The organism is Pseudoalteromonas sp. RB2-MNA-CIBAN-0110, assembly GCF_040309305.1.
GTDB lineage: Bacteria > Pseudomonadota > Gammaproteobacteria > Enterobacterales > Alteromonadaceae > Pseudoalteromonas > Pseudoalteromonas arctica.
The window spans coordinates 1-15,203 of record NZ_JBEOOQ010000059.1 but is presented as its reverse complement, the minus strand read 5'-3'; the positions used below and the strand labels follow the sequence as shown (position 1 = coordinate 15,203).

Sequence of the window (15,203 nt, the reverse complement as noted above, 5' to 3'; positions counted from 1 at the left end):
TTTGCAGTGTAACTGGTTTTGCAAGTGTGGTGTTGGCGTACCTTACGCCAAGCTTTATAAATGTCCGCTCATGGCACATAGCAGCCAACTAAACTTGGCAGTATTTTTATGGGATTGACCTCATAAAGCCTATATTTGGTAACTTTATGCCATTATATACTTCAATTTTATGCCAAGTTACACTCCACCTATGGCGCTGTAGCCCAGTAGAAACGTATGTTCTTATGTCAACTTATACTTCAAACAACATTGGGTGTTTGAACTAATAAACTTAATTCCTCAAAAATAATTCCTCTAATTAAATAATACTATTTATTTATAGATTACTTTATAAATTACTTTATAGATTGTTATGTCATTTTTGTTAAAAATATTACTAATAACTACATGATAGTATTAATTAAAAGTAAATTACCCTCCCTTTTAAACATGTTGCTCATCCTCGATTCGTAAATACGACTTAAGTCTAGATTGTGTAGTACGAAGTTAGGATTAGAATAATGTCAAATTTAGAGAGGAGCTCAGTATGCACTTGGAACGTATTCGCAATAGTAACCTGCACGACAAGGTGATGCCGGCAGAACAAGCAAGCCAATTTATTAAAGATGGAATGACTGTAGGGATGAGTGGCTTCACTCGCGCCGGAGAAGCTAAAGCAGTACCCAGAGCATTAATTGAGCAAGTCAAAAAAAATCCAATCAAAATAAATTTAATGACGGGTGCGTCATTAGGTAATGATCTCGACAAGCTATTAACAGAAGCGGGCATTTTAGCGCGTCGTATGCCTTTTCAAGTAGATAGCACTTTACGTAAAGCGATTAATAACGGCGAAGTTATGTTTATTGATCAGCATTTATCTGAAACGGTTGAGCATCTACGAAATCATCAATTAACCATGCCTGATGTAGCTGTTATTGAAGCAGTCGCTATTACCGAAGAAGGGCATATTGTGCCAACTACATCGGTTGGTAACTCAGCCAGTTTTGCTATTTTTGCCAAAGAAGTAATCGTTGAAATTAATATGCTGCATAACCCGAATCTTGAAGGTTTGCACGATATATACATTCCATCTTATCGTCCTACTCGCCAACCAATGCCGTTAGTTAAAGTAGATGATAGAATTGGTAGCACTGCTATTCCTATCGATCCTGCAAAAATTGTTGGTATTGTTTTTACTAACCAAAGCGACTCGTTTTCTACCGTTACCGACCCTGATGAAGACACCGCCGCTATTGCGCGCCATTTAGTTAACTTTTTTAAAGACGAAGTGGCTCAAAATAAATTGCCAGCTAATTTAGGACCGCTACAAGCAGGCATTGGTAACATTGCAAATGCTGTGATGATGGGACTACTCGATTCTGACTTTAAAGACCTAACAATGTACTCTGAAGTACTACAAGATTCGACGTTTGACCTAATTGACGCAGGTAAGCTTAGTTTTGCATCGGGCAGCTCAATTGTTTTGTCTGAGCGTTGTAATGCGCAGGTATTTAATAATTTAGAACAATACAAAGACAAGCTAGTATTACGCCCTCAAGAAATTTCTAACCATCCTGAAATAGTGCGCCGTTTAGGAATTATTGCAATAAACACTGCGCTTGAGTTTGATATGTATGGCAATGTAAATTCAACACATGTTTGTGGCACACGGATGATGAATGGTATTGGTGGCTCTGGTGATTTTGCTCGTAATGCTCATTTAGCAATATTTGTGACTAAATCGATTGCTAAAAATGGCGCTATTTCAAGCGTAGTGCCTATGGCCAGTCATGTTGATCATAACGAACACGATGTTGATATTTTAGTAACCGAGCAAGGCTTAGCTGATTTACGCGGTTTAGCGCCGCGTGAGCGTGCTGTACAAGTTATTAAGCATTGTGTGCACCCAGAATATCGCGAAGCGATGTTAGACTATTATGAGCGCGCTTGTGAGCGTGGTGGGCACACCCCTCATTTACTTGAAGAAGCGTTTAGTTGGCATATTCGCCTTGAACAACAAGGCAGCATGAAAAAAGTATCCGCAACAGATGCTCCAGTGCAACTGTCTGCATAAGCATTTTGGTTTATTAAAATTGAATTAGTTAGTTTTATACTTACTTTTAAACCGGACTAGTGTCAGCTCAATCAGCTTTGATTAGTGCGGTTTAATAAAAACTTTAAGCCCAAAATAATTTTATACCTACTATTTGCATACCTTTCCCAGCCACCTTTTATTTATATAATCCTACAAATACAAAAAACATTGGTTTGAGCGATGGTTTAACTAAGGCTATTTAAATTTAATAACATATCCTTAAGTTTTGCTTGTTCTTGCATAGATAGAGGTAAAAGTGGCTTTCTAGGATCACCAACGTCAATCCCTTGCAGTGAAAAGCCCGATTTAACGGCAGCAGCCAAACCCGATTTAACAATAAACTCTAAAAAGTCGTACTGTTGATAAAATAACTCTTTTGCTTTGTTGCTATTACCACTTTGAACAGCTTCAAATAGTTGCTTAGGTTTATCGCCAATTAAGCACGGAGCGGCAGTGCACCAACCAATGGCGCCAGCGTTTAGGGCCTCAAGAGCCATATGATTACAGCCATTAAAAAATGGTACCGCGCCATTGGAAAGCTTATAAATTTTGTGCATACGTTGTATGTCGCCAGTACTTTCTTTAATCATGGTTGCATTTTTTATGTTGTTAACCATCTTCAGCATAAATTGAGGAGACATATCAACTCCACACGTCGCAGGGTTGTTATATATCATAATAGAAAGAGGAGTCGCATCAGATACACTTTGATAATGCGCATAAATCTCATCTTCACTCAATTTATAATAAGAAAATGGCGAAAGCATTATCACATCAGCACCAATACTGTGCGCATACGTCGCGCGCTTTAGTGCTTGCTCAGTGGTTAATTCAGCAATACGAATAACAACGGGCACTCTACCTGCTACATATTTAACTGTGTAACTGGCAACATTTTCCCATTCGGTTTGGCTTAGGTAAGCGGCTTCGCCTGCACTGCCTAAAGCGGCTATAGCATCTACTTTGGCTGTGAGTAATGTATCAATAACAGCTCTTAGCTTATCAAAGTCAACACATTGGTCATTGTTAAAAGGGGTTATTGGGTAACCTATAATTCCTGATATATTCATTTTATGTGCCTCAAATACAGTTAGTATGATTTTTTAATGCCTGTCTTGCGTAGTACGCAAAATTGACTTTATTTCGTTTGTCGGTAGAAACCCAGTCGTGAGCTTCTTGAGCTAATTTGTGAGGAAGCGGCTTAATTTCACCTGCAGCCATTGCGAGTAATTGCAATTTAGCGGCTCGTTCAATCAATATTGCGAGGTTGCACGCCTCTTCAATATTTTTGCCTATAACAAGCTGCCCGTGATGTGCAAGAAACACAGCACGGTTTTTACCTAGTGCTTTTGAAATAAGCATTCCTTCTTCGTTACCAACCGGTACGCCAGGCCAGTCAGCCACAAAAGAACAATCGTTATACAACCCACATGTATCCATTTGAGATATGATCAAAGGGACTTCTAGCATCGATAACGCAGCAATATGTGTTGGATGTGTATGAATGATGCAGTTTACTTCTGGGTGCTCTTTATAAATCCATGTATGAAAACGGTTCGCAGGATTAGCCATGCCTTCTCCATCTAAAGGCTTTAGATCCTGATCTACTTCAATTAGATTTTTGGCACTTACTTCGTCAAAACCTAATCCAAATCGTTGTGTTAAAAAGGTATTATTTTTCTCTGTACGGCTAGTAATTTGCCCCGCTAACCCAGAGTCGTGGCCTTTATCAAATAATATTCGGCATGTTAGCGCCAGTTTTTCGCGATCTGTTAAGTTGCTATCTTGAATGAGTGTTTGCATGTCTTGCTGCGCATTTTGCATCAAGGCTTCTTTAGTTGTATTTAGTGTTTTCATGTGAGTTATTCTCTTTTTATGTTTTGACAATGGCAGTAAGATAGCGATAATCTGGGTTAAAAATAAGAGCCAGAAATGCAAAGTTAAGGGGTCCAGTGATGAGGTGTTTATGTTAAGACCTTGGGATATTCAGTTCACTTTTGAGGATAGCTGCGGTAAAACGCTCCATTCGAAACTATTGAACCGTATAACAAAAGACATACAAACTGGGCGTTTAACGCCAGGAAGTATGTTGCCTGGCTCTCGCTCATTGGCTAATCAGTTAGGTATTAATCGAAAAACAGTGCAACAAGTTTACGAAGAACTTGAGGTGCAAGGCTGGTTGAAAAGCAAACTGAGGCGCGGCACGTTCGTATCTGAAACACTACCAGAGCAAAGTTTGTCAGCTGCAAATACCAGTTTGATCAGTAGTACAAAAAAAACGAAACCATCATCTAAGCTGATCGAAAGTTTATATCTTGATGCTTTGGCGTTAGCTGATTGTGTATCAATAACAAATGATGGCACACCAGATGCTCGTTTAATTCCATATGAGTTATTGGCGCGTACCTACCGGCGAGTATGCGTTAATTTAAGTCGTCATTCTAAGCTAGGTTACGGCGATCCTCGCGGCGCTATTGAACTTCGTAACTCAATACAAAAAATGCTCTCCAGCGATCGATTCATGAACTGCTCAGAACAAGAAATATGTATTGTGAGGGGCAGTCAAATGGGCATCTATTTAGCATCTAGAGTATTAGACTCCAAAAAAGGGGTCATTATTATGGAAGATTTATGTTACTTACCTGCAAAAGCCGCGTTTGAATCAAATGGTTTTAAAGTCGTTAAATGTAGATTAGATGAGCAAGGGCTTGATATATCACATTTACGCGAAATACTCGAAAATCATAGTGTGTCGGGTGTTTACGTTACTCCTCATCATCAATATCCCACAACGGTATGCTTGCCTATGCACAGAAGGCTGGCTTTGTTGGAGTTATCTAAAACCCATCAATTTTCTATCATTGAGGATGATTACGATCATGAATTTCACTACGAGGCGAGTCCAATTCCGCCATTAGCGAGCCTTCCTAATTCTGAAAATGTAGTGCATATTGGCTCTATGTCTAAAGTGTTTGCGCCAGGACTTAGGCTTGGATACATCGTTTCGGATATTCAGTTTATTGAACGTGCGGCACAAGAAATAGTACTTATTGATAGGCAAGGCAACACAATAACTGAGCATGTAATATCTGACTTAATGGAATCAGGTGAAGTAAAACGCCACATAAGAAAAGTAAGTCGTGAATATAAACAAAGAAGAGACTATACCGCGCAAGAGTTTACTCGAGTGTTTGGTGAAAAAATCTCTTTTATACTGCCCACTGGAGGTTTAGCTATTTGGGTTGATATTTCTAAACTAGTTGAGGGAAGAGATCTTTCTGATTTTAAAAATAACGATTCGACGTTAAGTACGTTTTTTGCTATCGATCAAGATTCACCGACCCACATACGTTTTGGCTATGGCGCTATTAGTATGGATGAGATAGCTGAATCGATTAAAAAATTATCGCAGCTACTAATAAAATAATGCCTTTATTGTAAGCTTGATGATCAATAAAAAAGTTTATAAGAGGATAAATAATGTATTTGTTGTTAGTACCTACTATTGCTTAGTAGCCTACATAATTAATCTCAGATTCATTCATTTAAAAATAGAGATACTAAAATGGCGTTTGACAGAGGATTAGAAGAGCGACTTTATGAGTTGTTTAATGCGCGCCACGATTTAGTAGTAAAGAAAATGTTTGGTGGTTTATGTTTTATAATTTCGGATTATATGTGCTGCGTAATAATAGGCAACAAGCTGATGGTGCGAGTAGGGCCTGAAAACTACAGCGATTGTTTAGCTAAACCTCATGTAACTGAAATGGACTTTACCGGAAAACCAGTTAAGGGCTTGGTTTATATTTTGCCTGAAGGTTTTGAGTCTGATTCTGATTTAGCATATTGGGTAAATACGTGCGTTAACTTTGTAGAGTCTTTGCCGCCCAAACATTTTAAAAAACGACCCGCACTTAAGTAAATTAGCGAAGTATCACCTTAATTAAAATAAGCACTGCAATCAAATTACTGGCGCTATGAGTATGAATACTTCATAATTGAGCGACTGCTCACTTATGCGTTTTTTTACTTATGTATGATTCATACTGTTTCAAAAGACGCTTTAAATTTTTTAGTAAATAAAAGAGAGAATGTAATGATTAAAGTAAGCGTATTATACCCAAATAATGAAAGTGCTACTTTCGATATGGACTACTACTGTAAAACACATTTACCCCTAGTTGCAGAGTTAGTTGGTAAAGCGCTTATATCAAGTAGTGCAGATGCAGGTTTAGCAGGTGGCGCACCGGGCGAAGCGCCAACTTATATTGCTATGGGGCATTTAGTGTTTGAATCGGTAGAATCTTTTCAGCAAGCCTTTGCACCTCATCAAGAAGTAATAGCGGCTGATTTAGTTAATTTTACTAACGTGTCTCCAGTAATTCAAATTAGCAATATTGCTGGGTAAATTACACGCTAAAACTAATTTAAGAACTACTTAATAACCCCTACCGCATTTAGTGCAGTAGGGGTTTTATTTTAACTGCAATAAAAGGGCTAACGCTCTGTTTTAAGTAATATTAGTTCTAATATTTAGATGTATTAAACCCGCCCTTGTGTTGATTATGAAAATGATAAAAGTTATCATTTAGGTTGTTGGCTATCTACACTTCTCCCAGGAATTATCATGTTTAACCCTAATTATTTGGCATTAAGTATTGCTGCGTCTTTATCTGTTTTTTCTAATATAGCTTTTTCACAACAAAACGACGACATTGAAACTATTGAAGTAACTGGCCGTGCCCAGCAATTTTACCTAGAAACCGAAAGTAAAATTGGGACTAAAACTAATTTAGATCTTATTAAGCTTCCGCAATCTGCGCAGGTATTAACCGAGCAACTTATTATTGACCAAGCAGCGCGTGACATTACCGATTTGTACCGATCTATTGCGGGAGTGAGCGAATATAGCTACTCAGGCGTAACTTTTCGTGGTTTTAGAGATGACGCAAATGTATTTTACGATGGTGTGCGTGGCGACCCATATTCGGGCTTTGGTGTACCGCAGTTATTTAATGTAGAACGTGTTGAAGTATTAAAAGGGCCTGCCTCTGCTTTGTATGGCGGTGGCGAACCTGGTGGGATGATTAATTACGTAACTAAAAAGCCAAGCTACACACAAAAACGCGAATTAAAGCTTACTTTGGGTAATTACAACACCCGTGGTGCATCACTCGATATGACGGGTGGTTTAAACGATACAATGGCTTATAGATTGGGTGGTTATTATGAAGAGCAAGACAGCTTTCGTAACAATGCAGACTCAGCTAATACCGAGCTAACAGGCGGATTGTTATTTGATTTAAGTGATTCAACAACCTTAACCACAAGTGTTGACTACATAAAACAAGACCTAGGCGGAAACCGCCTACGGGGCGTACCGGTAGATGACAACGGCAACTTTTTAGTTGACCCAAGTTATAACGCTAATGAAGCGGTTGATTATCAAAATATGGAAGCTTTGGTGCTTCAAGCAGAACTTAGCCATTATTTTAATGATGATTTTTCTTTAAGTACTACGTTTCGCTACATGGATAACGAGCGAGACCAAGCCTACCATGAGTCGCAAAGCTGGGTAGATGTAAATGGTGATGGCGAAGCAAACATTGATGACGAAACCATCAAACGAGAATACCGTAAGCAATTTCGTGCCAATAAAGAAGCAAGCTTAACCACCGACTTTGTTTATAACTTTGGACAAGGACAATTAACCCATCAGTTTTTATTTGGTGGTGATTACCACACCGTTGATACCGAATATGACTACTTACGTGCCCGATATGAGGCCGATGGCGTCGCTAATTTAAATATTTTTAATTTAAACTACGGTGAAACCGACCCAAGCACTTATAACCTTACCGACATGAACCGCGATGGCGTTGATACCGACCGATTTGGTGTGTATGCTCAAGACGTAATTAGCGTAGGCGAGCAGTGGACAATTATTGCAGGTTTGCGCTATGACCATTTTAAAGAGTTTAATCAAGAAACTGGTTTTAGTTACTCAGATAACGACATAACGCCGCGCGTTGCTGTTACTTATCAGCCAGTAGAAAACACATCGGTATATATTAACTACTCAGAGAGCTTTAACCCTACATCGTCAGCCGACCAAGAAGATGTAGAGGGCGAAGGTAATTTAGAACCAGAAACCGGCAAGCAAACCGAACTGGGTATGAAAAACCAATGGCTTGACGGCAAAATAATGAGCACCTTTGCAATTTACCAAATTAATAAAGAAAACGTGGTAATGAGCAACCCTGACGATACTGGCGCGGGGGATGGCATTGCTGCACTTTTAAATATAGGTGAAGTAGAAAGCCGAGGATTTGAAACAACTTTAGTTGGCGATTTGTCGCAGCACTGGACCGTAACGGCTAACTACGCGTACAACGATACGCAAGTGGTAGACGGCGTAACGGGTGATACGCTTTCAAATACATTTGGAGATGGTTCGCGCTTTGCTAATGCACCACGCCACCAGGCAGGTTTATGGACTCGCTACGCACTGGATTCGATTGACTCATCAATTGCCTTTGGTGCAAATTACGTAAGTGAGCAACTTAGTACAAGTGGTCAAAAAGTAAAACCATTTACCGTATTTGATATGAGCTGGACGAGTCGCTTTGATAACGTGTTATTGAGTGTAAATATTAATAATCTGTTTGATAAAGAATATGCTGTAAGTGGGTTTAGTGAGCGGAACGGCCACTTTCCTGGCAGCCCTCGTGAAATTATTGGGCAAATAACTTACAAGTTTTAATACTTATTAGCGCGAGAGTTACTCGCGCTTTTTTTAAGTGTTGCCTTGCACCTTTTTATCACTATTAAATTTAGCTGCTTCTTGAGTCGTGTTAATAGCCGTAATAGGGAAGGGGATTACAATACCTTCTTTTTTATAGCGTTTATGCAGGGCTTTTATAAAAGCAGATTTAACCCAAAAGCGATTAAAGTATTCTTTTGCGCGCAGCATAACCGTAAAGTTAATACTTGATCTGTCAAAGGTATGAAAAACCACAAAGGTATTGTAATCATCAACACCCCATTCGTGTGAAATAAGTATTTCACGAGCCACTTCAAGTGTTACTTGCTCAACAAATTCTAAATCTGAATCGTAATGCACGCTTATATCAACAGGCACGCTTAGCTCTTTTTCAGGGTAAAAGTAATTAATAATACGCGACTTAGATAATTGGCTATTAGGTATAATAATCATATTGTTGGGTAGCATTTTAACCCATGTAGATCGCCAGCCTATATGATCAACAAAGCCTTGCTCCTTAGATTCAAGCTCAATAAAATCACCCACCCTTATAGGTTTATCTATTACTAGCTGCACGCCAGAAAAAAAGTTTTCGAGGGTAGGTTGCAAAGCAAGGGCAACAGCCAGTGATGTAATTCCTAACGAGGCAATAATAGGCGTAATAGAAATACCTAACGTGCCCATTAACACCAGTAATCCTACTGACGATAATGTAACGCGTATCACGCCTTTAATTATGCTTTTGGAATTAAAAACCACGGCAGATTGTTCGCCATAGTAATTAATAGTGCCAATAATAAAGCGGTCTAAAAACATAATAAGTGCAAGCAGCGCTAATACAATATTAATGCTATTAAAAGGGATCTGTTGAGAAATAGAAGTACTAATAATGAAGGTGTCGTGCTCTAAAATGGTGAGTAGCACAATAATTGTGCACAGTGTTAGCGGCTTAGATATTGACTCTATTAGTAAAGTATCGAATATAAATTTGGTTTTTGAAGTCCATTTTTTTAGCCAGTACATTACAAAAAAACGAATTAAAAACAGTAGTATAGCTATAAGTAAAAGGGAGGACGCTGCGCTTAACCAAGGTGTGCTGTTAGAAAATTCCAGCGCTTTATCTAGCATAACTTAAACCTGTTCAATATAGTTTTATATATATTGCAGCAAGTTATGTACCTTTGTTTGGGTAAAGTAGCTACCGAGTTTAGTCGGCAGCAAATATTATACTTTTTTGGCTAACCACATACCGCCTAGCACGGCTGCAAAAAACAATAAAAACTCCATTTTAAGAGACACTAATTGAACCAAGCCCGGGCCTGGGCATATGCCACTTAAACCCCATCCTAAACCAAAAAGTACTGAGCCAATAATTAAGCGCGAATCAACTTTTTTTAAATCACTTAAATTAAATGTGCCTGAAATAAGTGGCTTCTCTTTTTTTGCAACCCATAACCATGTAAGCATCATTATTAGCATGGCAACAGCCATCACTATAATTAAGCTTGCGTCCCATTGGTTCCCGTAGGTAAGAAAGTTAATCACTTTAGCGGGGTTTGTCATCCCGCTAATAATAAGTCCTAAGCCAAATATAAAGCCTATAACAACCATCATAATTGCTTTCATTATTTATCCTACAAGGTTTGCTGTAATGAAGGCGACAAGCATAAATGTGCATGTTGCAACCCAAGAGCGAGTAGAAAAGCGCGACATGCCGCACACACCATGGCCACTTGTGCACCCATTAGCTAAAGTTGTACCAGCGCCAACTAAAAGCCCCGCAACAATAATAAGCCAAGGCGGCAACTGTAATTCGCCCTCTAATAAAGAAGGCGCAAATACCCTTACAGCGACTCCTGCCAACAACAACCCTAAAATAAAGTATAACTGCCAACGCGAGCCCGAATTTGCTTTAGCAAATACAGATTTAACAATGCCTGATATACCCGCAATTTTTCCGTATAAAACCAGTAATAACGTACACGCTATACCTATTAATGCCCCGCCTATTGCAGCCGATACTGGGGTGAATTCTGTTATCATTTTTTAAATTTCCCAAACAATAGAAACACCTAAACCGGTTTGTTTCATTTCGATTGATATTTGCTGATTAGGCGCTAAGTAGTTAGCACCCGTTACTTTTTTAGCTGGCGAATAGAAAGCCATAGCGTTTAATTGTACCTTGTTGGTAAAAGAATGGCTAAAGCCAGTTGTAAAATGCCACTCTTGAACGCCCGGCGCTAAAATATTTAATATAACTTGTGACGAAGGAATAGGTTGCTCGGTGTAAGACACCCCAAAACGAATTTTTTGTTGCGATGTACGCTGCCACTGATAGCCAAGCTTATAAATAGTCATATCGTTCCAGCCAAATCCAGCTCCTGCATCAGCCCCTAAAGGCGCTGACATCAAGTTATTGACTGGGTTTGAAATACTTTTTACTTCGCTGTAATTTATTTTTTGCCAATCAAATACTACCTGATTACTAGGTGTAAGTTTATAAGCTGCACCAATTTGAAACGAACTTGGCAGATCAAACCCGCCTTGCTCTGCAAACAAACCTTTATAGCTATCAAACTCTTGCATAGACACTGATGAGCGGTAACTTGCCCCCCAGCTTAATGACGAATTTATATCTTGGCTAATACCTAGTTGAATGCCCAGGCCCGTACTTGTATCGGTACCATTATTTGTAAGCGCTTCTGGTGATTGCGAAAAAGGAGCAAAGTTTCCAAGCCCTTGCGCTTCAAATTGTTGCACCACGTAAATAGGGGACACACCAAGGCGTGTTTGTTCATTCAATTCATAGCTTACCGTTGGGCTAATAAAGAGCTGCTTTAAATCCACGCCTGCCGTACCACCATAAAAGGTTCCTTCAGGAGAGGACTCTGCGCCGTACTCGGTATTCATACCGCCATTGCCATACACTAATAAGCCAATATTTACTTTTTCATTTAATTGGTGGCCAATAGCAAATTCTGGAATGGCGAATACGGAGTTGTCGCTTTTCTGTGTTTTTGCCTCAAGATAAAAAGCGTCAGGGTAAAAAGTATCTACTTTTGATGCAGTATATTTTCGCTCAGGTGAAAAAAGCTCTAAGCCCAGAGATAGCTGTGTTCCGTTTGGCAAAAAAGTAGCAGGATTATTAGCGCCAGACATTAACTCTTCTGAAAGTGCTACACCTGCGCCAGCCATGCCTTTGTGGGTCATGCCATAGCCGTGAGTAAAATAACCATTAGTAGCAAATGCACTGAACGAACCTAACGCACACGTTAAAGCTAAGCCTGATATTAACTGTTTTTTCATTTTAGTAGACACATAAAGTTGGAATGGGCGGACAATAGCTAATTTTTGATATTCTAAAAAGGAATTTAAATAGATTAGTTATAATAAAAGGTAATAGAGCATTGGCTATAAAGTTAAAATAAATGAGCAAAGATTGCTATTTAACCTTTAGGTTATTTATACAGGGAGTCCATATAAGACCCTAGATAACGCTGCTTTATACAAAGGCAAAGCGGCGACTAATATCACCGCTTTTTAAAATCACATAGATTCGAGCGTTTTACCGCGCGTTTCTTTAATGTATTTAATAACAAAAAATACACTTATAAGTGCCGATAACGCATAAAAGCCATAAGCACCGGCAAGGCCTATATTGGCAAGCATAATAGGGAAGGTCATGGTGATTGCAAAATTAGCAATCCACTGCGCACTGGCAGCAACGGCAAGGGCAGCACCGCGAATACGGTTATTAAACATTTCGCCTAATAATACCCATACAATAGGGCCCCAACTTAAGCCAAAAAATACCACAAATAAGTTAGCCATAATAAGTGCAAACGTACCCATGTTATCGCTAAGGGCAAGTTTGCCTGCTTCATCAAGGCCTGCGCTGCCAAATATATAAGTAAGCGCGCTTAAGCTGATAAACATACCAATACTGCCTACAAGCAACAGTGGTTTACGGCCAACCTTGTCAACTAGGGCAATGGCAATAAAGGTCGATACAATATTAGTAGTACCTGCGAGCACATTTATAAATAACGATTGCGACTCATCAAACCCAGCGGCTTGCCAAAGCTCAGAGCCGTAATAAAACACTACGTTAATACCTACAAATTGCTGAAACACACTCAGCGCCACACCTACCCAAACAATTGGGTGTACTTTTTTACTGCCATCAATAAATAAATCGCGAATACTTGGTTTTGTATCGCTATGCAAGGAGCGTTTAACATCGCTTATTTGCTTATCTGCATTGTCGTTTGATATTTTACTAAATACCGCTTTGGCATCGTTTACTTTACCTTGCGCCACTAAATAACGAGGTGACTCCGGTATAAATAAAACACCCACTAAAAACAACACAGCAGGCACAAGCTCAGCCCAAAACATCCAGCGCCAAGCGGCTATATCAAGCATTAAAATATTTTGCGCGCTGCCAGCTGCATCAGCAATTAAATAGTTACTTAAAAATGCCGCAAACAAACCCAGTACAATAGCGAGTTGTTGTAATGTCGCTAAACGACCGCGAAGTGCTGGTGGCGCAACTTCTGCAATGTAAGCTGGCGCTAATACCGATGCAGCACCAATACCTAAACCACCAAATAAACGATAAAAAATAAACTCTGCAGAGCTTTCGCTAATGCCCGACCCAAACGCACTAATGGCAAAAATAATAGCGGTGATGATCATAATTGCACGGCGGCCAAACTTATCAGCCAGTGGCCCCGCAGCAAGTGCACCTAAGGCACAACCAAGTAAAACAGACGCTACATTAAACCCCGTAGCCACACTGCTAGAATTAAATGCACTACCTAGCGCCGACACCGTGCCGTTAATAACGCCCGAGTCAAAACCAAATAAAAAGCCACCAATAGCAGCAACGGCCGATATAAATATTACGTACAAAAGAGAGGTTTTTTCAGCTGTGTTGGCTGAGTGGGAAGGCGGTGTGTGCGTTGTCATTATATGCCCTGAAAGTTAAATTAAATATAAAGGAGCATAATATAGTAAAGAGTTATGGTTGAATATGCTTGTGCGGGTATAACGGTTTCGCGGGTATAAATTAAGCAGAGCTTTTAAAGGTTTTAATTTAAGGGTATTAGTCTAAAGGCGTTAGATTAAGTACTTTTAACTTAAGTACCGTTTTTTGAATAGCGCAGACTGAATCTCAATAAACAATGTGCTTTGTATGGGAAGTAGCTGTTGAATCAATATTATTGTTCTCACCCATTTGGGTGTGTTTTGGCAATAACATAGACTGATCTGATGTTAAGTAATGGTTTACATGTGGTTATTTGGTGGTTAAGGTAAATGCATTGTAAAATAGGAACATTTGTCGGTTTAAAACGGACACATACCGTAGATTATGTTTTTATACTTTTTAGGAGTCGAGATGGAGTTCGTTGCAATAGATGTTGAAACTGCAAATGCTGATATGGCATCAATCTGCCAAATTGGTTTAGTAAAATACAAAGATGGAGAACTACAAAAAGAATGGTCTAGCTTGATCAACCCAGAAGACTATTTTGACTTTATTAATGTTGGGATACACGGAATTACAGAGGAAAGTGTTGCTAATTCCCCTGTATTGTCGGAGGTATACGATATTCTTGTTGAGTTTATGTCAGATGAAATTTGCGTTTGTCATACTCACTTTGATCGTGTGTCTTTATTTCGAGCCTTTGAACAAAGTTCACTTAAACATTTTAATATAACTTGGCTTGATTCCGCTCGCGTTGCTAGAAGAGCTTGGGAAGAATGTGCTTGGAGCGGATATGGATTAGCAAATGTGTGTAAGATCATTGGTTATGAATTTCAACATCATGATGCATTAGAGGATGCAAAAGCATCTGGGCAAGTTATTCTAGCAGCACTAAATAAAACAGGGATGGATATAGAGTCATGGCTCTCTAGGGTTAATAAACCTATTGACTTGAATGCACCTACAATATGCAGGAAAGGAAATCCAGAAGGTGAATTATTCGGTGAAGTTTTGGCATTTACTGGTGCTTTAATGGTACCTAGAGCTGAAGCTTCGGAACTTGCTTCTAGTATAGGATGTGAAGTTGGATCTGGCGTAACCAAGAAAACAACGATATTGGTAGTAGGCGATCAAGATATAACTAAACTGGCAGGTAAGAGTAAAAGTTCAAAGCATATAAAAGCTGAAACACTTATTTCAAAAGGGCAAAAAATTAGAGTGCTGAAAGAAAGTGATTTTGTCGAACTCGTTAATATGTCGCAAAATAACGCATAGCACATATGAGCCTTAAGTCTGTCAATATGTTGTGGTCAGCTAATTCCGGACAGTGAATTAAGTTTTTCTTCGGCTACTCCAGGGGCAACCATTTGGTTGTG

General features: G+C 39.2%; 13 protein-coding genes. 6 read left to right on the top strand and 7 right to left on the bottom strand.

Going from position 1 to position 15,203, the window contains the following annotated elements:
- Positions 1-526 precede the first annotated feature (526 nt).
- Entirely contained in the window at positions 527-2,053 is a 1,527-nt protein-coding gene (gene scpC / locus AAEY68_RS19865) for a succinyl-CoA:acetate CoA-transferase ScpC (protein WP_350586735.1), read from the top strand.
- 206 nt (positions 2,054-2,259) lie between these two features.
- On the opposite strand, the gene AAEY68_RS19860 is transcribed toward scpC, so the two are convergent.
- Positions 2,260-3,144, bottom strand: coding sequence for a dihydrodipicolinate synthase family protein (locus tag AAEY68_RS19860; RefSeq protein ID WP_350586734.1), 885 nt, complete (start codon positions 3,142-3,144; stop codon positions 2,260-2,262).
- Between the two features lie 10 nt (positions 3,145-3,154).
- Positions 3,155-3,931, bottom strand: coding sequence for an aldolase (locus tag AAEY68_RS19855; RefSeq protein ID WP_282114893.1), 777 nt, complete (start codon positions 3,929-3,931; stop codon positions 3,155-3,157).
- A gap of 109 nt (positions 3,932-4,040) precedes the next feature.
- Between AAEY68_RS19855 and pdxR the strand changes: the two genes are divergently transcribed.
- The 4 genes from pdxR (at position 4,041) to AAEY68_RS19835 (ending at position 8,837) form a co-directional block, all read left to right on the top strand.
- The gene (pdxR, locus tag AAEY68_RS19850) at positions 4,041-5,501 is read left to right on the top strand and encodes a MocR-like pyridoxine biosynthesis transcription factor PdxR (RefSeq protein WP_024592790.1); all 1,461 of its coding nucleotides are present in this window, start codon (positions 4,041-4,043) and stop codon (positions 5,499-5,501) included.
- Between the two features lie 138 nt (positions 5,502-5,639).
- A complete protein-coding gene (locus AAEY68_RS19845; protein ID WP_024592791.1) occupies positions 5,640-5,996 on the top strand; it encodes a TfoX/Sxy family protein in 357 nt (118 codons plus the stop codon).
- Between the two features lie 174 nt (positions 5,997-6,170).
- Positions 6,171-6,482, top strand: a complete 312-nt coding sequence (locus AAEY68_RS19840; RefSeq protein ID WP_002958288.1) for an EthD family reductase — start codon at positions 6,171-6,173, stop codon at positions 6,480-6,482.
- 219 nt (positions 6,483-6,701) lie between these two features.
- Positions 6,702-8,837 (top strand): TonB-dependent siderophore receptor, encoded by a 2,136-nt coding sequence (locus AAEY68_RS19835; protein WP_165728564.1) that lies wholly within the window; start codon positions 6,702-6,704, stop codon positions 8,835-8,837.
- 33 nt (positions 8,838-8,870) lie between these two features.
- Here AAEY68_RS19835 and AAEY68_RS19830 read toward each other — a convergent pair whose 3' ends face one another.
- The 5 genes from AAEY68_RS19830 to AAEY68_RS19810 all read right to left on the bottom strand — a co-directional run bounded on the left by AAEY68_RS19830 (position 8,871) and on the right by AAEY68_RS19810 (position 13,808).
- Complete coding sequence (locus AAEY68_RS19830; protein WP_350586733.1) at positions 8,871-9,965, bottom strand: mechanosensitive ion channel family protein; 1,095 nt, start codon at positions 9,963-9,965, stop codon at positions 8,871-8,873.
- Between the two features lie 96 nt (positions 9,966-10,061).
- Positions 10,062-10,463 carry a DUF6691 family protein gene (locus AAEY68_RS19825; protein ID WP_165740904.1) on the bottom strand — a complete coding sequence of 134 codons (402 nt, stop codon included), beginning with the start codon at positions 10,461-10,463 and terminating at the stop codon, positions 10,062-10,064.
- 3 nt (positions 10,464-10,466) lie between these two features.
- Positions 10,467-10,880: a YeeE/YedE family protein gene (locus AAEY68_RS19820; RefSeq protein WP_166379111.1), complete on the bottom strand. Its 414-nt coding sequence runs from the start codon at positions 10,878-10,880 to the stop codon at positions 10,467-10,469.
- A 3-nt stretch (positions 10,881-10,883) separates the two neighbouring features.
- Positions 10,884-12,143 carry an OmpP1/FadL family transporter gene (locus tag AAEY68_RS19815; protein ID WP_350586732.1) on the bottom strand — a complete coding sequence of 420 codons (1,260 nt, stop codon included), beginning with the start codon at positions 12,141-12,143 and terminating at the stop codon, positions 10,884-10,886.
- A gap of 240 nt (positions 12,144-12,383) precedes the next feature.
- A complete protein-coding gene (locus AAEY68_RS19810; RefSeq protein ID WP_350586731.1) occupies positions 12,384-13,808 on the bottom strand; it encodes a sugar porter family MFS transporter in 1,425 nt (474 codons plus the stop codon).
- Positions 13,809-14,238: 430 nt separating this feature from the next.
- Between AAEY68_RS19810 and AAEY68_RS19805 the strand changes: the two genes are divergently transcribed.
- Positions 14,239-15,102: an exonuclease domain-containing protein gene (locus AAEY68_RS19805; protein WP_350586730.1), complete on the top strand. Its 864-nt coding sequence runs from the start codon at positions 14,239-14,241 to the stop codon at positions 15,100-15,102.
- Positions 15,103-15,203: the final 101 nt, after the last annotated feature.

Excerpts from the sequence above, each read along its gene's own strand:
- scpC (WP_350586735.1), top strand. The coding sequence starts at position 527 with ATGCACTTGGAACGTATTCGCAATAGTAACCTGCACGACAAGGTGATG.
- AAEY68_RS19860 (WP_350586734.1), bottom strand. The coding sequence starts at position 3,144 with ATGAATATATCAGGAATTATAGGTTACCCAATAACCCCTTTTAACAAT.
- AAEY68_RS19855 (WP_282114893.1), bottom strand. The coding sequence starts at position 3,931 with ATGAAAACACTAAATACAACTAAAGAAGCCTTGATGCAAAATGCGCAG.
- pdxR (WP_024592790.1), top strand. The coding sequence starts at position 4,041 with ATGTTAAGACCTTGGGATATTCAGTTCACTTTTGAGGATAGCTGCGGT.
- AAEY68_RS19845 (WP_024592791.1), top strand. The coding sequence starts at position 5,640 with ATGGCGTTTGACAGAGGATTAGAAGAGCGACTTTATGAGTTGTTTAAT.
- AAEY68_RS19840 (WP_002958288.1), top strand. The coding sequence starts at position 6,171 with ATGATTAAAGTAAGCGTATTATACCCAAATAATGAAAGTGCTACTTTC.
- AAEY68_RS19835 (WP_165728564.1), top strand. The coding sequence starts at position 6,702 with ATGTTTAACCCTAATTATTTGGCATTAAGTATTGCTGCGTCTTTATCT.
- AAEY68_RS19830 (WP_350586733.1), bottom strand. The coding sequence starts at position 9,965 with ATGCTAGATAAAGCGCTGGAATTTTCTAACAGCACACCTTGGTTAAGC.
- AAEY68_RS19825 (WP_165740904.1), bottom strand. The coding sequence starts at position 10,463 with ATGAAAGCAATTATGATGGTTGTTATAGGCTTTATATTTGGCTTAGGA.
- AAEY68_RS19820 (WP_166379111.1), bottom strand. The coding sequence starts at position 10,880 with ATGATAACAGAATTCACCCCAGTATCGGCTGCAATAGGCGGGGCATTA.
- AAEY68_RS19815 (WP_350586732.1), bottom strand. The coding sequence starts at position 12,143 with ATGAAAAAACAGTTAATATCAGGCTTAGCTTTAACGTGTGCGTTAGGT.
- AAEY68_RS19810 (WP_350586731.1), bottom strand. The coding sequence starts at position 13,808 with ATGACAACGCACACACCGCCTTCCCACTCAGCCAACACAGCTGAAAAA.
- AAEY68_RS19805 (WP_350586730.1), top strand. The coding sequence starts at position 14,239 with ATGGAGTTCGTTGCAATAGATGTTGAAACTGCAAATGCTGATATGGCA.